At 26.7% G+C, this 20,479-nt stretch carries 17 protein-coding genes and 1 riboswitch; of the genes, 16 read left to right on the top strand and 1 reads right to left on the bottom strand.

Annotated elements, in window-relative coordinates; all coding sequences use genetic code 11:
* The first annotated feature begins 1 nt into the window (after position 1).
* The 11 genes from cbiB (at position 2) to I4V51_RS06210 (ending at position 13,518) form a co-directional block, all read left to right on the top strand.
* Positions 2-949, top strand: a complete 948-nt coding sequence (cbiB, locus tag I4V51_RS06260) for an adenosylcobinamide-phosphate synthase CbiB (protein ID WP_195987467.1) — start codon at positions 2-4, stop codon at positions 947-949.
* A gap of 9 nt (positions 950-958) precedes the next feature.
* Positions 959-2,038, top strand: a complete 1,080-nt coding sequence (cobD, locus tag I4V51_RS06255) for a threonine-phosphate decarboxylase CobD (protein WP_195987466.1) — start codon at positions 959-961, stop codon at positions 2,036-2,038.
* A 24-nt stretch (positions 2,039-2,062) separates the two neighbouring features.
* A riboswitch (cobalamin riboswitch) is annotated at positions 2,063-2,246 on the top strand.
* A gap of 278 nt (positions 2,247-2,524) precedes the next feature.
* A complete protein-coding gene (locus I4V51_RS06250; RefSeq protein WP_195987465.1) occupies positions 2,525-3,454 on the top strand; it encodes an ABC transporter substrate-binding protein in 930 nt (309 codons plus the stop codon).
* Positions 3,435-4,466: an iron ABC transporter permease gene (locus I4V51_RS06245; protein ID WP_195987464.1), complete on the top strand. Its 1,032-nt coding sequence runs from the start codon at positions 3,435-3,437 to the stop codon at positions 4,464-4,466. Before I4V51_RS06250 ends, I4V51_RS06245 begins: the two co-directional genes overlap by 20 nt.
* Before the next feature lie 11 nt (positions 4,467-4,477).
* Positions 4,478-5,233, top strand: coding sequence for an ABC transporter ATP-binding protein (locus I4V51_RS06240; protein ID WP_195987463.1), 756 nt, complete (start codon positions 4,478-4,480; stop codon positions 5,231-5,233).
* 130 nt (positions 5,234-5,363) lie between these two features.
* Positions 5,364-6,026, top strand: a complete 663-nt coding sequence (locus I4V51_RS06235) for a diphthine--ammonia ligase (protein WP_195987462.1) — start codon at positions 5,364-5,366, stop codon at positions 6,024-6,026.
* Positions 6,019-7,500, top strand: coding sequence for a cobyric acid synthase (locus tag I4V51_RS06230; protein ID WP_195987461.1), 1,482 nt, complete (start codon positions 6,019-6,021; stop codon positions 7,498-7,500). Before I4V51_RS06235 ends, I4V51_RS06230 begins: the two co-directional genes overlap by 8 nt.
* A gap of 343 nt (positions 7,501-7,843) precedes the next feature.
* Positions 7,844-9,241, top strand: coding sequence for an ABC transporter substrate-binding protein (locus I4V51_RS06225; RefSeq protein ID WP_195987460.1), 1,398 nt, complete (start codon positions 7,844-7,846; stop codon positions 9,239-9,241).
* A gap of 124 nt (positions 9,242-9,365) precedes the next feature.
* On the top strand, positions 9,366-10,208 hold the full coding sequence (locus I4V51_RS06220) for a sugar ABC transporter permease (RefSeq protein ID WP_195987459.1): 843 nt from the start codon (positions 9,366-9,368) through the stop codon (positions 10,206-10,208).
* Positions 10,208-11,083, top strand: coding sequence for a carbohydrate ABC transporter permease (locus I4V51_RS06215; RefSeq protein ID WP_195987458.1), 876 nt, complete (start codon positions 10,208-10,210; stop codon positions 11,081-11,083). Before I4V51_RS06220 ends, I4V51_RS06215 begins: the two co-directional genes overlap by 1 nt.
* Before the next feature lie 218 nt (positions 11,084-11,301).
* Positions 11,302-13,518, top strand: coding sequence for a glycoside hydrolase family 2 TIM barrel-domain containing protein (locus I4V51_RS06210; protein WP_195987457.1), 2,217 nt, complete (start codon positions 11,302-11,304; stop codon positions 13,516-13,518).
* Between the two features lie 77 nt (positions 13,519-13,595).
* On the opposite strand, the gene I4V51_RS06205 is transcribed toward I4V51_RS06210, so the two are convergent.
* On the bottom strand, positions 13,596-14,975 hold the full coding sequence (locus tag I4V51_RS06205) for a GntP family permease (protein ID WP_195987456.1): 1,380 nt from the start codon (positions 14,973-14,975) through the stop codon (positions 13,596-13,598).
* A 156-nt stretch (positions 14,976-15,131) separates the two neighbouring features.
* Here I4V51_RS06205 and I4V51_RS06200 point away from each other — a divergent pair, with 156 nt between their 5' ends.
* The 5 genes from I4V51_RS06200 to I4V51_RS06180 all read left to right on the top strand — a co-directional run bounded on the left by I4V51_RS06200 (position 15,132) and on the right by I4V51_RS06180 (position 20,462).
* Complete coding sequence (locus I4V51_RS06200) at positions 15,132-15,269, top strand: hypothetical protein (RefSeq protein WP_195987455.1); 138 nt, start codon at positions 15,132-15,134, stop codon at positions 15,267-15,269.
* Between the two features lie 189 nt (positions 15,270-15,458).
* The gene (locus I4V51_RS06195) at positions 15,459-17,174 is read left to right on the top strand and encodes an alpha-L-fucosidase (RefSeq protein WP_195987454.1); all 1,716 of its coding nucleotides are present in this window, start codon (positions 15,459-15,461) and stop codon (positions 17,172-17,174) included.
* Positions 17,175-17,356: 182 nt separating this feature from the next.
* Positions 17,357-17,755 carry a GntR family transcriptional regulator gene (locus I4V51_RS06190; RefSeq protein ID WP_195987453.1) on the top strand — a complete coding sequence of 133 codons (399 nt, stop codon included), beginning with the start codon at positions 17,357-17,359 and terminating at the stop codon, positions 17,753-17,755.
* A 2-nt stretch (positions 17,756-17,757) separates the two neighbouring features.
* Entirely contained in the window at positions 17,758-19,149 is a 1,392-nt protein-coding gene (locus I4V51_RS06185) for a PH domain-containing protein (protein WP_195987452.1), read from the top strand.
* A gap of 86 nt (positions 19,150-19,235) precedes the next feature.
* The gene (locus I4V51_RS06180; RefSeq protein ID WP_195987451.1) at positions 19,236-20,462 is read left to right on the top strand and encodes a hypothetical protein; all 1,227 of its coding nucleotides are present in this window, start codon (positions 19,236-19,238) and stop codon (positions 20,460-20,462) included.
* Positions 20,463-20,479 lie beyond the last annotated feature (17 nt).

Genomic DNA, 20,479 nt, shown 5'->3' with positions numbered 1-20,479 from the left:
AATGATAGAAATAACATTAGGTTTTTTATTAGATTTAATAATAGGTGATCCTCAAAATCCAATACATCCAATTAGAATAATAGGATCTTTATGCAAAACTATTGAAAAATTTTTTAGAAAAATATTAAAAAAATCATTAAAAGTGGCAGGATTAATGACTTGGATATCAGTAATATTAATAGTATTTTTATTTAACTATTATTTATTAAGGGGTGCATATGCAATTAACAATATTTTTGGAGTAGTATTAGCATCTATAATGATTTATTTTTGTATATCAACAAAGGCACTTAAAGTAGAAGGATTAAAAGTAGTAAAATACATAATTAAAGATGATATAGAAGGAGCAAGAAAGCAGTTATCTTATATCGTTGGTAGGGATACTCAAAATTTAGATAAAGAATCAATACTTAAGGCTGTTATAGAAACAGTTGCAGAAAATATGTCTGATGGTGTTATAGCACCACTTTTTTATGCTGGAATTGGAGGAGCACCTTTGGCATTTTTATACAAGGCTGTAAATACAATGGATTCAATGTTTGGATATAAAAATGATAAATATTATGATTTTGGATATTTTCCAGCTAAATTAGATGATGTATTTAATTATATACCTGCAAGGTTAACAGGGTATTTCACAGTAATAATAGCTTTTGTTTTAGGATTAGATTATAAAAATAGTTTTAAAATTTATAATAGAGATAAAAATAATCATAGTAGTCCTAATAGTGCTCATCCAGAAGCAGCAGTAGCTGGGGCTTTAGGTATTAAGCTAGGAGGGGCAAATTATTATTTTGGTAAGCTTGTAGAAAAACCTACTATTGGTGATAATCTAGAGAAAGTAGATTTAAATAAGGTTAATCAAACAAATAGAATATTATATGGAGTTTCTATTTTAGGCTATATTATGGCAGTAATAATAAGATGCCTTTTAAATTTTATTATATAATTAGGAGGAATGGTTTTGGCAGTTCATGGTGGAAATATAGATGAAATAGCAAGAAAATATAAATATGAACCAATAGAAATAATAGATTTTTCTGCTAATATAAATCCTTTAGGATTAAACGAAAATATTAAAAGTAGTATGATAAAGGCAATAGACAAGGTAATTAAGTATCCAGATATAACTTATTTTAATTTGAAAAATTCTATTGGAGAATTTGAAAGTATAAGTAGTAATAATATTATTTTAGGTAATGGGGCTGCTGAAGTTATATTTAATATAGTAAGAGCTTTAAATCCTAAAAAGGCATTATTACCAGCCCCAACATTTTCAGAGTATGAAGAGGCAATTTTAAGTATTGGGGGAGATATAGAATATTTTCATTTAAAAGAAGATGAGGACTTTATATTAAATAATAAATTTATTGAGTCAATAAATGAAAATATAGATATAACTTTTATTTGTAACCCTAATAATCCAACAGGAGCCTTAACAGATAAAGAGTTTATCGAAAAAGTATTAAGAAAATCTTTAGAGACTAATACTATAGTTGTAATAGATGAATCATTCTTAGATTTTGTTAAAGATAATATTAATTATTCAAGTAAAGAATTATTAAACCAATATAATAATTTGATAATTGTAAAATCATTAACTAAATTCTTTGCAATGCCAGGAGCAAGAATAGGGTATGGAATATGTTCTAACAAAAATATTATTCATAAGATAAATAAAGTAATGGTTCCATGGACTGTAAATATAATGGCGACTGAAGGAATAATACAAGGATTAAAAGAAAAAGATTATATAGAAAATAGTATAGAATATGTAAATGATGAGAAAGAATATCTATATAGTGCTTTAAAGGAAATAAGCTTTATAAAAGTTTTTGAGCCAAGTGTAAACTTTATAATGCTTAAGATATTAAAAAATATAGATTTAAAATATGAACTATTAAGAAAGAAAATTTTAATTAGAAGTTGTGATAATTATATTGGTTTAAATAGTAGTTTTTACAGAGTTGCAGTAAGAAATAGAGAAGAGAATAACGAATTAATTAGGGAGTTAAAAAATATTTTATTTGACAAATAATTTACATGAATATATAATCATTATGAAATTTAAGCCATAATAGGTGTTTTTAATCTTAATAGGGAATTAGGTTGAAATCCTAAGCTACCCCAGTAACCGTAATACTGACGAAATTCATTTAAATTGCCACTGTATAAATATATATGGGAAGGCTTGAAGAGTAGGATGAAGTAAAGCCGGGAGACCTGCCTACTATGATGAAAATATTATCTTCTGAGGGTGAGATAATAGATACGAGTAAAAAAGATATTGCAAAATAAAAAGTAACTATAAAAGTGGAATTATATATTGGCAAATTAGGTAATGTTTTATTTGCTTTAATATAGTTACTTTAACTTAAAATTATATTTTGCATTAATTCAAGTTTATTTTGTATTTTAGAGTGCTCTCATAAATGAAAGCACTCTTTTTTAGTTAGATATATTAAAATTTAGGGTACTAGCTAAAGAAACACCACTCTAAGATGTAAATTTAGGAGGAATAATAATGCAAAAGACAAAAAAGGTTTTATTATTAATAGCTACTTTTGTAATGGCTATGATGATTTTTGTAGGATGTTCAAATAAGCCTACAACAATGCAAGATAGAGAAGGAAATGAGTTTAATGTACCAGCAGAAATTAATACAATAATTTCTACTGCACCATCTAATACAGAAGTATTAGTAGGATTAGGGTTAGCAGATAAGTTAGTTGCTGTAGATAAATATTCAGCTGATGTTGAAGGTGTAAGTGAAGACTTACCAAAAATAGATTTTAGAAATCCAGATGCAGAAGCTATAATAGCTTTAAATCCTGATATAGTAATAGCATCAGGTCATAATAAAGCTGGAGATGAAGACCCATTTGCTTTAATAAAAGAAGCTGGAATTCCAGTTGCATATATTCCAAGTAGTTATAGTATTGATGGTATATATGGAGATATAGAATTTATAGCAAGTTTAACTGATACAGAAAAAGAAGGTAAAGAGTTAGTAAATTCAATGAAAAAAGAAGTTGATGCTATAAAAGCTATAGGTGATGCAATTCAAGACAAAAAAAATGTTTATTTTGAAATAGGGGCAGGTTCAGGATTATATACATTTGGAAATGAAACTTTCTTAAATGAAATGATAGAAACTATAGGAGCTACTAATATATTTAGAGAAGAAAATTCATGGATAACTGTAACTCCAGAGGCTGTAATAGATGCAAATCCAGATGTTATATTAGCTAATAAACCAGGTATAAATGAAGCAGGGTTAACTGCTGTTGAAGATATAGTAAGCAGAGAAGGTTGGGACACAATAACTGCTGTAAAAAATGGAGATGTTTATCAAATAGATAAAAATTCATCTTCAAGAGCATCTCAAAATATTATTAAGGCTTTAAAAGAAATGGCTAAAGCTGTTTATCCAGATGAATACAAAGGCTTATAAAAATAAAATATTATTAATACTATCAATTCCACTAGTATTATTAACAGTATGTATTGGAACTTCCTTAGGAAGTTCCAATATTAGCATATTTGACACTTTTTCTATACTAGCTAATAAATTTTTTAGTGTCCCATTATTAGACGGAATTGATCCGAAGCAGGTAACTATTATTTGGAATCTAAGACTACCAAGAGTTTTATTAGCTTTCATGGTAGGTGGATCATTAGCTGCTAGTGGAGCAATAGTACAATCGGTATTAAAAAATCAATTAGCTTCACCATATACATTAGGATTGTCTTCAGGAGCATCTTTAGGTGTTGGACTTATAATTGTTACAGGAGTATCAGTACCGTTTTTAGGGAGATTAACTATGCCGGTAGTTGGTTTTCTTTGTAGTTTAATTACTATGATAATAGTATTAAAATTTGCTGAAAAAGTAGATAGAGGACTCTCTAACACAACTATTATTTTAGCTGGTATGGTATTATCATTATTTTTTAGTGCTACATTAACTACAATATCAGCATTAGCATCAGATAAAATGGAGAGTATAACTATGTGGTCTATGGGATCATTTTCTATGAGGGGATGGAGTTATGTTAAAGCTGGAATTCCATTTTTTATTGTAGGAATTTTAGGTGTTTCATTTTATTTTAAAGAAATGGATGTTTTAACCTTTGGAGAAGATCAAGCAAAAACTATTGGAGTAGATACAAATAAAGTTAAAAGCAAACTGTTTTTATTTGTAGCGGTACTTACAGGAAGTGCAGTTGCGCTTAGTGGAACAATAGGATTTATAGATTTGATTGCACCACATGTTGTTAGAAAAATATTTGGGTCTAAACATGCTTATGTTATACCTATGTCAGTAGTATTAGGTGGATGTATGATGATAATTACTGACTTAATTGCAAGAACAATAGTAGCACCATCAGAGTTACCAGTAGGAGCAATAACAGCATTAATTGGTGGACCATTTTTTGCTTATATATATTTTAAAAAGTCAAAGTAGGTGATAGTTTAATGCTAGAATTAAAAGGTGTTAGATGTGGTTATGATAATAAGGAAATTGTTAAAGGGGTAAGCTTTAATATTGAACGTGGTAATAATCTTTGTATAGTTGGGCCTAATGGATGTGGGAAGAGTACACTTTTAAAATCTATAGCTAATCTTTTAGATTATAAGGGAAGTATAATATTAGATTCTAAAGAAATAAATAGATTAAATAGAAAAGATTTAGCAAAGAATATTGCATTAATGACTCAAGCAAGTAATATTTATTTTCCATATACAGTTTATGAGACAGTTTCATTAGGAAGATATGCTCATTTAAGGGGTGTATTTTCAAAGATAAATAAAAGAGATGAAGAAATAATACTTAATAGTATAGAAAATGTAGGATTATTAGATATAAAAGATAAATTAATAAGTGAATTATCAGGAGGGCAATTACAAAGAGTGTATTTAGCTAGAGCATTTGCACAGAATCCAGATGTGATTTTATTAGATGAGCCTACTAATCATTTAGACTTGAAATGTCAAATAGAAATATTAGATTATTTAAATAAATGGACTAAAGAAAATAATAAAATTGTTGTTGCAGTATTACATGATTTAAATTTAGTTCAGGCTTTTGGAGAAAAAGTAGTAATGATGAATCATGGAGAAATAGTTAGCTACGGTACACCCAAAGAGGTATTAAGTGAAAATAATTTAAAAGAAGTTTATGGAGTTGATGTAAAGGGATTTATGCTTGAAGTTTTAGAAAAATGGAAATAGCGTGTAATAGAATTATAATAATGAATGAAAGCTTATATGTAATAATATAAATATCTAATATAAATAATAGAATTTAATAATCTACTATTTATATTAGATATTTTGCAATATTAAAGAAAGGATGTTTTATATGAATAGTTTTATAATGTCATATAGTTGTGGTAAAGATAGTACATTAGCATTATATAGAATGATAAAAAACGGAAATACTCCATTAGGGTTGCTTATAACAGTAAATAAAAAGGAAAATAGATCTTGGTTTCATGGAGTTACTGAAAATTTAATAAAAGAGGTATCAAAATCATTAAATATTCCTTTAATATTAGTTGAAACTGATGGCAATGATTATGAATATAAATTTAGTGAAGCATTAAAAAAAGCAAAAGAAGCTTTAGGAATTGATTCTTGTGTATTTGGAGATATAGATTTAGAAGCTCATAGAGCTTGGTGTACAGATAGATGTAAAGAAGCTAATATAGAAGCTATTTTTCCATTATGGCAAGAAGATAGGGAAGAGTTAGTTTATGAGTTTATTGATTCTGGATTCAAAACAGTAATAAAAAATGTAAAGCTTGAATGTATGGGAGAAGGATTTTTAGGAAAAGTATTAACGAAGGATTTAGTTAAGGATATAAAAGCAACAGGTTCGGATCCTTGTGGAGAAAATGGAGAATATCATACCTTTGTTTATGATGGACCATTATTTAAATATCCTATTAAATTTGAACATTTAAATATAGTAAAAAATGAAACTCATGGTTTTTTAGATGTAAAGGAAAAAGAATATGAATAAGATTATGGTTTTAGGAACGGCTTCAGGAGTTGGAAAAAGCACAGTAGCAACGGCATTATGTAGATATTATAAAAATAAGGGATTTAAAGTAGCACCATTTAAGGCTATGAATATTTCATTAAATTCATATGTAACTGAAGACGGATTAGAAATGGGAAGAGCACAAGTAGTACAAGCGGAAGCTTGTGAAATTAAACCTATGGCATATATGAATCCTGTATTGTTAAAGCCAAGTGGAAATAATAAAACACAAGTTATTGTAAATGGAAAAGTTCATTGTACAATGGATGCTTATAAATATAAAGAATTAAATAAAGAATTAAAAAAAATAGTTAAAGAAACATTTGATATATTTTCAAAAGATTATGATGTTATGATTTTAGAAGGTTCAGGTAGTTGTGCTGAAATAAATTTAAGAGAAACAGATATAGCTAATATGTCAATGGCAAAGGCAGCAGATGCAGATGTAATATTAGTAGCAGATATTGATAGAGGTGGAGTATTTGCATCAGTTTTAGGTACTTTAATGCTTTTAAGTGAAGATGAAAGAAAAAGAGTTAAAGGTGTTATAATAAATAAGTTTAGAGGTAATATAGATTATTTCAAAGATGCAATGAAACAATTAGAAGATATAATAAAAGTACCTGTACTTGGAGTATTACCTTATTTTGAATTAGATATAGAAGATGAAGATAGTGTAACAGAAAGAATAAAAAATAAAAATATAATTGGATTAGATATTGTGATAATAAGGTTACCTCATATGTCTAATTTTACTGATTTTAATAATTTAGAAAGATTAAAAGATGTTACTGTAAGATATGTTGATAATGTAGAAGATATAGATAACCCAGATTTAGTTATAATACCAGGAACAAAAAATACTATAAATGATTTAAGATATATAAAACAAAATGGAATTTTTGATAAAATAAAATCACTGGAAGAGAATGGTACAATTATTTTTGGCATCTGTGGTGGATATCAAATGTTAGGTAAAGATATTTGCGATTTAAAAGGAATTGAAGGGGAAGTTACTTCTGAAAATGGATTCCAATTTCTTGATATTGAGACTATTTTTAATGATGAAAAAAGAACAAAGCAAGTAAAAGGTGTTATTCAAGGGGCTTGTAGTATATTTAAATCTTGTATTGGAGTTGAAGTCACAGGATATGAAATACATAATGGAGTTACAAATGTTAAAGATGATACTTTAGTTTTTATAAATGGTGAAAATAATGAAGTATTAGGTGCTTATAATAAAGAGAAAAATGTTTTAGGAACATATTTACATGGGATTTTTGACAAAGAAGATTTTTTATTGAAATTTATAAATGATATAAGAGAAGCTAAGGGATTAAAAATTATAGAAAATGAAATATTAGATTATAGAGCTTATAAGTTAAATCAATATAATGAGTTAGCTAAATTATTTGAAGAAAATATTAATATAGAAAGAGTAATTAAAGTATAAATAATAAGTAAAATAAGGAAGCTGTTGAAGAGAAGTTACGGCTTTCTTATTTTTATTGAGTGATTTAATGGAAAAACTGTTAACGGTTTCATAAGGGGAGGGGAGAAAAATTGTTAAATTAAAATTAATTTATACAGAAAAAGTAAAAAATGAAAAAAATAAATAATTTTATTGAATTTATTTTTAGTATAATATAAAATAAAGCTATAAAGTAAATAAATGTAATTTTAAACATTTTTTTACACCAAAAAGGAAACGGTTCCAGTAACCATTCCGGAGATTAAATTGTTATATAAATAAATTTTATATATGAAAGTAATTATTTTAAGGGAGAGGGAAATTTATGAAGATTAAAAAACTATTAGCTATTGCTATTACAACAACATTAGTAGCAAGTGCATTTGTAGGATGCGGAAGTAAGGAGAAAACTGATGATGCTACAGGTGATTCTACTAGTAATAAAACAGAAACATCTGATACACAAGAAATTTATTTTTTAAACTTTAAACCAGAAATTGCAGATGTTTATAAGAAAATAGCAGAGGATTATGAAGAAGAAACAGGGGTTAAAGTAAAAGTTGAAACAGCTGCAAGTGGTACTTATGAGCAAACATTAAAATCTGAAATAGCAAAGAAGGATGCACCAACTATATTCCAAATTAATGGACCAGTAGGATATCAATCTTGGAAGGATTATTGCTTAGATTTAAAAGATACAGAGCTTTATGGACACTTGCTTGATAAAAGCTTAGCAGTTACAAGTGGTGATGGTGTATATGGTATACCTTATGCCGTTGAAGGATATGGAATCATATACAATGATGAAATAATGCAAAAATATTTTGCTTTAGAAAACAAAGCTACTGATGTAAAATCTATGGAAGATATAAATAATTTTGCTACATTAAAAGCAGTTACAGAAGATATGGAAGCAAATAAAGATAAGCTTGAAATTGAAGGTGTATTTGCATCTACTTCAATGGCAGCAGGAAATGCTTGGAGATGGGAAACTCACTTAGCAAACTTACCATTATATTATGAATTTAAAGATAAAGCTGGAGAAAATGGAGATATTCTTCAAGCAGGTTTAGATTCAGATACAATTGATTTTAAATATAATGAAAACTTCAAGAATATTTATGACTTATATACAAACAATTCAGTTTCAGAAAAAGGTGTTTTAGGAAATAAGAGTGTTGATGATTCAATGGCTGAATTTGCTTTAGGTGATTGTGCTATGGTTCAAAATGGTAACTGGGCTTGGTCACAAATCAATGGTATAGATGGTAATACTGTTAAAGAGGAAAATATTAAATTCTTACCAATATATACAGGTATGGATGGAGAAGAAAATCAAGGACTTTGTATTGGTACTGAAAACTATTTAGCTATTAATAGTCAAGTTTCTGAAGAAAAGCAACAAGCTTCAATTGATTTTATAAACTGGTTATTTACAAGTGATACAGGAAAAGGTTATGTTACAGGTGATTTAGGATTTATTGCTCCATTTGATACATTTAGTGATAAGGAAAAACCTGCTGATCCATTATCAAAAGAAGTTATTAACTGGATGGAAAAAGATAACTTAGAAACAGTTAAATGGACATTCCAAGCATTCCCAAGTCAAAACTTTAAAGATACTTTTGCAGGTGCTTTACTTGAATATGTACAAGGTACTCAAGATTGGGATTATGTTGTACAAACTGTAAAAGATTCTTGGAAGTCTGAAAAGGCTCAATAATATTAAATAAGGGCAGCATATAAATATGTGCTGCCCTTATCATTAAAAGGGTTAAATAAGAACATAAAAGTTTTAATATTTACTAACATAATATAAATATATTTTTATAGAGGGGGAAGATAATATGCAAAAGAGTATGAAGAAATATTTTTGGCTATTTGCATTACCTACATTAATAGCTTTTGCAATAGCATTTTTAGCACCATTTATAATGGGGATTTATTTATCCTTTACTAAATTTACAACTGTTACAAATGCTACATTTGTTGGATTAGATAATTATAAGAAGGTATTTGCAACTCCAGAATTTATGAATGCTTTAATATTTACAACTAAATTTGTTATTGTTTCTGTTATAACCGTTAATGTATGTGCATTTGCATTAGCATATCTTTTAACAAGAAAATTAAAGGGGACTAATGTATTTAGAACAGTATTTTTTATGCCAAATTTAATTGGTGGTATAGTACTAGGATATATATGGTTAATAATTTTAAATGGAATTTTAAATTATTTTGGTGTTAATTTAACTGTTGATCCTAAGTACGGATTTTGGGGATTAGTTATATTACTTAACTGGCAACAAATTGGATATATGATGATAATATATATTGCTGGTATTCAAAATATACCTGGAGAATTAATGGAAAGTGCTAAAATTGATGGAGCTTCAAAATGGATGACTTTAAGAAAAATTACTATTCCACTAGTGATGCCTTCAATAACAATTTGTCTTTTCTTAACTATGTCTAATGCTTTTAAATTATTTGATCAAAACTTAGCATTAACTGATGGAGCACCTGGAGGAAAGACAGCAATGCTTGCTTTAGATATTTATAAGACCTTCTATAATAAGGTTGGATCAGAAGGTGTAGGACAAGCAAAGGCAGTAATATTCTTCTTAATAGTAGCAGTAATAATGTTACTTCAATTAAGTATTACTAGAAAGAAGGAGGTTGAAAATTAATGGAAGCAAAATTAAATACTAAGAAAGATATGGAGTTAAAGTATGTCCCTAAAAAGAAAAATAATGGATTACTTTATGTTATTTTATTTGTTTTATCAATATTATTTTTAGCACCAATATTTATAGTACTATACAATTCATTTAAAGGTAAATTATATATAAGTAGAACTCCTTTTGCTTTACCAAATGCAACTACTTTTTCTGGAATAGATAACTATATAAATGGTATAGAGAAAACAGGTTTTATTTCTGCATTTGGATGGTCAGTATTTATAACAGTATTTTCAACAGCTGTAATTGTTTTATTTACATCAATGACAGCCTGGTATATTACAAGGGTAAAATCAAAACTTACAAGTTTCTTATATTACTTATTTGTATTTTCTATGATAGTACCTTTCCAAATGGTTATGTTTACTATGAGTAAAATAGCTAATATGTTAAGCTTAGATAATCCTTTTGGAATTATAATAATATATCTTGGTTTTGGAGCTGGACTATCAGTATTTATGTTCAGTGGATTTGTAAAATCAATTCCTATAGATATTGAAGAAGCTGCTATGATTGATGGATGCAATCCAATTCAAACATTTTTCTTAATAGTATTACCTTTATTAAAACCAATAGCAATTACAATATCTATTTTAAATGTAATGTGGATATGGAATGACTATTTACTTCCTACATTAGTATTAGGATCAGATTATAGAACATTACCAATGGCTGTACAATATTTACGTGGTGGATATGGTGCCGTAGATATGGGAGCTATGATGGCTGTATTAGTCCTTGCAATTATACCAATAATAGTATTTTATTTAGTGTGTCAAAAGCATATTATTGAAGGTATTGCAGCAGGTGCTGTAAAGGGATAAACAATTAAAAATATTAATCTCTATTTATTAATAAATTAAACTTATTAATAAATAGAGATTTTTTTGTTGAAATAATATGATTATAAAATTAAAAATATTTTTATAGGTAAAAAATATTAAATTTGTAATCATTATATAGAAAAAATACAATATAAAATTAAATAGATACTTGTTATCATTATTCTATGAATATATAAATATAAAAGGGGAGTTTTAATATGATTTCAAAAAACAAAATTATAATTAATAATAAGTGGTTATATAGTGAAGGTAAAGATAAGGATTTTATAACTGTAAATTTACCACATGCCAATAAGGAAGTACCTTATAATTATTTTGATGAAAAATCATATCAATTTATTTCATATTATAAAAAGAATCTTAATATAGAAGCTGATGAAAATAAAAGAGTATTTTTAAATTTTGAAGGTGTTATGACTGCTTTTAAGTTATATATAAATGGAGAGGAAATAGGAGAATATAAAGGTGGGTACATTCCACATTTTATTGAAATAACAAATTATGTAGATTTTAAAGAAGAAAATGAAGTATTAGTAGAAGTAGATTCTACTGAAAGAGAAGATATTCCACCATTTGGATCAGTAGTAGATTATTTAACATTTGGGGGAATATATAGGGATGTATTTTTATATTATTTAAACAAATGTTTTATAAAAAATATATTATATAAATATGAAGTTACTGATATTAATGATGGAAAAGGTAAGATAAAAGTAACTCCAAAGGTATTAGTTAATAATGAGTTAAGTAGTGGAAATTACCAGTTGAATTTTTGTGTAAACAATATAACTAAAAGTATATCTATTGATTTAATAGAAGGAGAAAAATGGTATGAAATAGAATCCTTTGATATTGGAGAAGTAGATTTATGGTCAATAGAAAATCCAAATATATATACTGCTAATTGTAAATTAATAAAGGATAAAGATATAATAGATGAAAATAATATTTCATTAGGATTTAGAGAAGTATCTATAGAAAGCAATGGATTATTTATAAATAAAGAAAAAGTAAAAATATTTGGATTAAATAGACATCAATCATATCCTTATGTTGGATATGCAATGCCTAAAAGAGTTCAAGAAAAGGATGTTGACATATTAAAGGATGAGTTAGCATTAAATTTAGTTAGAACATCACATTATCCACAATCACCTTACTTTTTAAATAGATGTGATGAGATAGGATTATTAGTTTTGGAAGAGATTCCGGGATGGCAGTTTGTAAGTAGTAGAAATGATTGGAGAGAGCAAGTTCTAAAAGATGTTGAAGGAATGATTTTAAGGGATTATAATCATCCATCAATAATTTCATGGGGAGTAAGGATAAATGAATCATGGGATGATGATGCTTTATATAAATTAACAAATAATATTGCAAAATCATTAGATGACACAAGAAATACATGTGGGATAAGATGTGTTGAAAAAAGTAATTTATTAGAAGATATATATACTATGAATGACTTTATACATTGTGGAGAAGAGGAAGTATTAAGAAGTAGAGAAACTGTGACAGGATTAGAAAAAGAAGTACCATATTTAGTTACAGAATTTTGTGGTCATATGTACCCTACTAAAAAGTTTGATCAAGAAGAAAGATTAGTTGAACATACATTAAGACATGGAAGGGTTATGAGCAAGGCTAGAAGTTCAGATGAGTATCTTGGAGCTATTGGATGGTGTGCATTTGACTATAATACTCATTATGATTTTGGTTCTGGTGATAGGATTTGCTATCATGGTGTAATGGATATGTTTAGAATACCAAAAATGGCTGCTGCTATATATAAAAGCCAAAATGACAGAGAGGAAGAGCCTGTACTTGAACCTTTAACTTATTGGACAAGAGGAGAGAGAAATATCGGGATAGTATTTCCAATATACGTATGTACAAATTGTGATGAGATAGAATTAAAGTTTAATGGAAGCAGTGTAGGTATGTTTACTAGAAATGAAACTACTATAGAAGAGAATTTAAAAAATCTAAAATATCCACCAATAAAGGTTACTGGTAATGGTGGAGAATGGGGAGCATCATGGTCTGGAGCAGAGTTTGTAGGATATATTGATGGTAAAGAGGTTATAAGAAGAAAATTCTGTGAAAATCCTATAGTAAGTGATTTAATAACTACTATTGATGATAAAGAACTTAAAGGAAATGAATATGATGCAACAAGAGTTGTTATAAAGGTTGTTGATATAGAAGGAAATATACTTCCATATGCTACAGGTTCAATACATGTTGAGTGTGATGGTGATATCAGCGTTATTGGTCCAAATAATATTTCTTTGATTGGAGGAAGTATAGCTTTTTGGGTTAAAACATTAGGAGAGTTCAAAAATAGTGATGCAAAAATAAAAATATCAAGTTCATTTAATATTAATAAAGAAATAGATATAATAATAAAATAATTTTAATTATTAAATATAAAAAGAATTATTAGACATATATAAATTAAAGTTTATATGTTTTAATAATTCTTTTTTTATTAAAAAGCAAATTTAAGTGAAACTATTACTACTATAATTATTGTAGTTAAAATTGGAATAACAACAGATGTTGCAAATATATCTTTATAACTTTCCTTATGGGTTAAGCCACAGATAGCTAAAGTTGTTATAACAGCTCCATTATGAGGTAAAGTATCTAATCCTCCAGATGATAAAGAGGCAATTCTATGAAGTATTTCCGGGGAAATAGATAGTTTTTGACTCATTTCAACAAAAGTTGGAGCAAGTGCAGATAAAGTTATTCCTAATCCACCAGAAGCAGAAGCAGTAAGACCACAAATTACATTTACTGAAATAGCTTCTGAAATTATTGGGTTTGAAGAAATATTCATAATACTAGTTTGAATTGTAGCAAAGATAGGTAAGGCTTTTATTATACTACCATATCCAACTATAGCGCTAGAATTCAATAATGGAAGAAATGAATTCTTAACTCCATCAGTAAGGGTATTATTTAAATTTTTTAGTTTTTTATAATTTAGTAATATAATATATATTATTGAAATTACTATGGCTATTATTACGCTCCATGTTCCAGAAACTTTATCAAGTGTAATTCCAAATTGATTTAAATAACTGCCGTCAGTACTAGGGAAATAGAATTTTGATAATATGAAGTTAGTTATAAATATTATTAGTATAGGTATAATAGATAAAACTATATTTGGTAAATTTTCATTAGGTGAAATTTGATTATTCACAGCATGATTTCCATAGCCTTCCCCATTAACTCTTGCCTTGTTAGCTCTTTTTGTAAGCCAGATCATACCTAAGGTAAACATAATAATACTTGCGCTTATACCAATTACTGGTGCAGCAAATGTATCTGTACCAAAATAACTCATTGGTATAACATTTTGAATTTCAGGTGATCCAGGCATAGCTGTCATTGTAAATGTAAATGCACCTAGAGCAATAGTACCTGGTATTAACCTTTTAGGTATATCAGCTTCTTTAAATAAAATATTAGCTAATGGATATAAAATAAAGGCAACAACAAATAAGGAAACACCACCATATGTTAAAAGAGCTCCAGATAAAACAATTGCAAGAATAGCCTTATCTTTCCCTAGTTTATTTGTAATAAATAAAGCTATAGACTTTCCATATCCTACTTCATCTATTAGTTTAGCGAAAATAGCGCCTGTTAAAAATAATGGAAAATAATTTTTAACAAAGCCAGCAAAGCCACTCATATAAACTTCTGTATAGTTAGCCATTAAGTGACTATTAAGTCCAAGTGAGATTAAAAGAGTTAATAGCCCTACAATAGGAGCTGTAATTATAGTTGAATATCCCTTATATGCTAAATACATTATAAGAGATAAAGAAAGTATTAATCCAATTACGCTTATCATTTGTTTTCTCCTTTATATAATTTAGTAAATTTATTATATGTACTTAAATAAAAAAGTATTATATAATGTATTATTATATAATAATAATTATTATATAATGAAAAGAAAATAAGTAAAGAAAAATTTACTAGTATTTATATAAAAGGAGAATATAAAATGGATACAAAAGATGTAAAAGATAAAAAGCAAGTAGAAATAGAAGCACCAAAGAAGATTAAATACCAATGCTTACATACAGAAGAGGAAAGAGAATGTACTTGTATTAGAAGTAAGGGATTAGTTCTAAAAAAATAATATAAATTATACACCTATTAGGCAAAAAAAGTTTGTTTAATAGGTGTTTTTTATTAGTGATTTAATAAAAAAGTGTGAAATTATCCATTAAAAATATAAAAAGTCAAGTTAAGAGATATAAGGATATATATTACAATTAAAATGAGAAAACGTTTTTAATAATATATGTAAGGATAATTTGGTGTGAATATGAAAAATGAATTAATTAAAAGTATAGGAGCCACTCCTAGTAAGTATCAAATAGAGTATCAAATGGAGGAACTAAGTGCATTTATTCATTTCGGTATTAATACTTTTATGGATGTAGAGTGGGGAAATGGAGAAGAAAATCCAGAAGAATTCAACCCTAAAAATTTAAATACTGATCAATGGATAAAATCATTAAAAGAAGCTGGTTTTAAAAGAGTTATATTAACAGCGAAGCATCATGATGGATTTTGTCTTTGGAATAGTAAATATACAAATCACAGTGTTGCTAAAAGTCCTTGGAAGAATGGCCAAGGTGATGTTGTATTAGAGATGAGTAATTCATGCAAAAAATACGGAGTAAAATTTGCCATATATCTTTCACCATGGGATCAAAATTCAAATCTATATGGACAAGGTGAAGCTTATAATGAATATTACTTAAATCAGCTTAGAGAACTTTTAAGTAATTATGGTGAAATTTCTGAAGTTTGGATGGATGGTGCAAAGGGATCTAATGTAGAACAAGATTATAATTTTCAAGAGTGGTTTAATTTAATAAAAAGTTATTATAAAAATTGTATAATATTTAGTCCTTGCGGACCAGATATTAGATGGATAGGTAATGAACAAGGATACGCAGGAGATCCATGCTGGTCAACAATTGACATAAAAAAAATGAATGTTTCAGTAGATCAAAAATATTTAAATACAGGTGAAGAAAATGGTCCAGACTGGGTAATTGGAGAGTGTGATGTATCAATAAGACCAGGTTGGTTTTATCATGAATCAGAAGATTTAGAAGTAAAATCATTAGAAAAATTAATGGATATATATTTCAATTCTGTAGGAAGAAATTCAGTGCTTTTATTAAATCTTCCACCTAATAAGGATGGATTACTTCATGATAATGATGTAAATAGGTTAAAAGAATTTGGACAAGCAATAAGAGACATTTTTAAAGAAAATTTGGTGGAAAATTGTAAAATAAATTCAAGTAGTGTTTTAAATGAAGATAAAGAGTTCTCAGTTACTAATACTATAGATGGGAAAAATAATAGTTACTGGGTGCCACAAATAGAAGATGGCAATAGGTGGGTTGAAATAGAGTTTGAACAAGATAAAGTTTTTGATGTTATTTCAATACAAGAATTTATAGAGTTAGGACAAAGAGTTTCAGAATTTAATGTTGAAGCATTTATAAATGGAGAGTATAAAGAGATTTTTCAAGGTAAGACAATAGGATATAAAAGGCTTATAAGAGTAAAACCAATAAAAACAAATAAGATTAAAATAAACTTTTTAAAGTCATTAGATATACCTCTTATAAATAACATAGGAGTATTTAAGCAACCTAAATATATGGAACTTAGAGATCAGGATATAGATAATAAAATAGAGTTTGAAGAGAAATATTATGATGTTAATAAAAGTGAAAAAAATATTATAGTAAAAGTTAAAAGAACTGGTGATATGAATTCTAAATTAGAGTTAGATTATACAACAGTTTCTGGAACAGCTATAAATGGAGTTGATTATCAACCATGGTCAGGAACTTTGAAGTTTAATGAAGGTGAAAAAGAAAAATCAATTTCTATAGTAATAGTAGATAATAATATAAAAAATTCAGATAATAAATATTTCTATTTAAAATTAGAAGATAATTTAAATCAAGGTATTTTAGGTGAGAAATATGAAACTACTATAAATATAAAGTAGTAGTATATAAAGAAAAATGGGGATGTATCAAAATTCTATTTTGCACATGATAGTTTTGATACGTCCCCTTTTATGTTGTTTTATAATATACAGAAATTAAAAGTAAATATGGAATTATATTGATTGTTTGTATACTTTGTATTACAATATATAATACAAAGTATACAAAGGAGTTTAGTATTATGTTAATAAATTTAGATATGACAAGCAATATTCCAATTTATGTTCAGCTTAGAAATGAAATTGTAATGGGAATTGGAAGAGGAGAACTTAAAAAGGGAGAAGGACTTCCTACAGTTAGACAAATGGCAGAAGATATAGGTGTGAATAATATGACTGTAAATAAAGCATATGGAATATTAAAAAATGAAGGATATATAGAAATAGACAGAAGACATGGAGCTAAGGTTAGTACAGATATAGATATGAATAGAGAATTTAAAGAAAAACTTGAAAATGAATTAGAGTTAATTATTGCAGAGTCAGGTCTTAGGGGAATTGAATATAAAGAATTTATGAAAATGTGTGAAGATATTTATAAGAATATGAATGGGTTAAATATAGGATGGAATGAGGGGTAGATATGGGAGTATTTAATATTATATGGGGAAGTGTATCTATAGTATTTGTATTAGCAATGTATTTTAATTGTAAATATATGATTAAAGGGAATAAGAATATTTTAATAGGAGTAACTATTCCTTTTTTAGAGCTTAAAAATGAAAAAGTATTAGATATAACAAATAAATTTAAGAGGGAAAATATAATTTTATATATAATAGCTATTATTGCATTTATTCCCTCATTTTTCTTTAAGTTTAATTCAAATCAAATATTATATTTGTTTTTATGGATAGGTGTATTCTATGAAGTTAGTAGACGTTTATTCATGAAATACAATAAGAAGCTTATGGATTTAAAAAGAGAAAATAATTGGTTATTACCAAGTAAAAGGTTAATAACAATTGATACAGAAGTTACTCGTTTAAAGGATAAGATGCCAGTATCTGTTCTTTGGTTTATTCCAAGCTTTATAATTTCTTTAATTCCAATAGTAATTGTATTTAATAATATTAAAGAGTATGGAGTTTCTTTTGGAATTGCAGCAAGTAATGCATTAATAGGAAATATAATTTTTTTAATTATGTATAGATTATATTCTAAAGGAAAAACAGAAGTTATAAGTGAAGATACAAGTGCTAATATAGCATATAATAAAATTTTTAAAAGAACTTGGACTATGGGAACTATAATTGCAGCTACAGTTCAAAGTTTAGGAATGTTATTTATGTTTATTATATTTTTAAATAATATTAATAGCGCTATGTTATTTCTCTTATCAGTAATAATACCTTCAAGTATTATTCTTATTGGTATAGTTTATATAAATAATAAGATAAGAGAAGAACAAGGAAAGATATTAAATACTTGTACAAATCCTATTTATACTGATAATGATGAGTTTTGGAGCAAAGGGGTATACAATAATCCTAATGATAGAAGTGTAACTGTTGAAGATAGGACTGGCTATGGAATAACATATAATTTAGGTACTAAAAAAGGAAGAAGAATTTATTATGGTAGTTTAATATTTGCTGGAATAATTGTAATAGGTGTTACTTTTAATTTGATGAGATTTGATCATACAAAGTTTACTTTAAATATAAATAATAATATAGTAAAAATAAATGCACCGACATATGGAACAGAATTTAATATAGATGATATTGAGGAAATATCGATGATTAATAAATTACCTTCTGGAATAAGAACTAATGGAGTAGGGGCATCAACATATAACCTTGGTAATTTTAGTATTAATGATTATGGACAATCTAAGTTATATGTTTATTTTGAAAATCCAAATTGTATAAGTATTAAGCTGAAAAATAATACTTATATTTTCTTTAATAGTAAAAGTAATGATGAAACTTTAGCGTGTTATGATGAATTAGAAAAAGCATTAGGAAAATAGTTAAGAACTTTGTAACAATTAAAGAATACTATGTAAAAACTTCCATGTATTATATAATTAAATAATATGTGGAGGTTTTTTTATTTATGAAAAAAGTTTTAATTGCAATGTTACTTATAAGTAGTATGGTTAGTGTTGGATGTAAGGATAGTATTATTTTAGATGAAAACACTTTAGCACAACAGCACGAAGTTCAAAATTTTGAAATAACGGAAATGCCAGTAGACTTAAATGGAAACTTTACAGCTTTTAATTATGTAGATGATAAAGTTATTGGATTTAAGGTTGTACATGAAGATAAAGAGTACAATCTTGAAGAAGTAATTATAAATGAAGAGGGAAAGTTTATAGAAGATGAAAAATATCTTATATCAGGGGGAAAATTTAATGATACTATCTTTTCTGGAGCAGAAGGAATTACTCAAGAGTATGATACTGAAAAGCAAGGTGATGAAAGAGAGTTTTATTATAGAGACAATTTAAATGATATAACTATAAGGTTAGATGGCTTTAATGAGTTAATCAAAAATTATAAGGATGGATACTATAAAGAAGGCAGAAAATTAAGTAATAGTCAAAAATATTATGTTATCTCATTAAATAAATATGATATAAGTTTAAAAGAAGATTTTAATAGTGGTATAAATCAACAAATAATAATTTTAGATATAGAGCATGAAAAAATGTACTATAAAAATGAAGCTAGAATTGTTAATAGTAATAATATAGATATAAGTAATAGTGATAATGAAAGAGTGATTTCTTTATATTATGATGAAGGTATTAATTCTATTATGGCAATTACTTATAGTGGTAAAGTTAAGAAAGTAATTTTAGATGGTAATAATATAGAGTTTGAAGATTATAAAGTTTTAAATTTACAAGGATATAAGTTGTATAATAACGGAGTAGTAGAGATTATGCAATTATCAGATAAAAAATTTATATTAACATTAGAAGATAGTGAAAATACAGGATACGTTTATGCTGTATATGATTATACTTCAGGTGAGTTAAATATATTAGAAAAAGATATTCAAGATGTTTATACTTTAGGGAAAAATAATTTATTTACAGTTAAATATAATCAAGAGGCATATTTAGCTCAATTAAAAGAAGATTATAGTGTAGAATTTATATATAAATTCAGTAAGGATAATTATAAATGTATCAATGCATATGGTGTTATGAATAGTAATGGTGACAAGGTATTTATAAAGAAGTATATTTATACAGGAGAAGATATAAATAAAGGATATGATGACAGTGATATAGAAGTAGAACATTCTTTTTTAGAATTATACAATAAATAAAAAATAAAGAGGGAACA

The organism is Clostridium sp. D53t1_180928_C8, assembly GCF_015667795.1.
GTDB lineage: Bacteria > Bacillota > Clostridia > Clostridiales > Clostridiaceae > Clostridium.
This window is presented reverse-complemented; position numbering and strand designations above follow the sequence as displayed.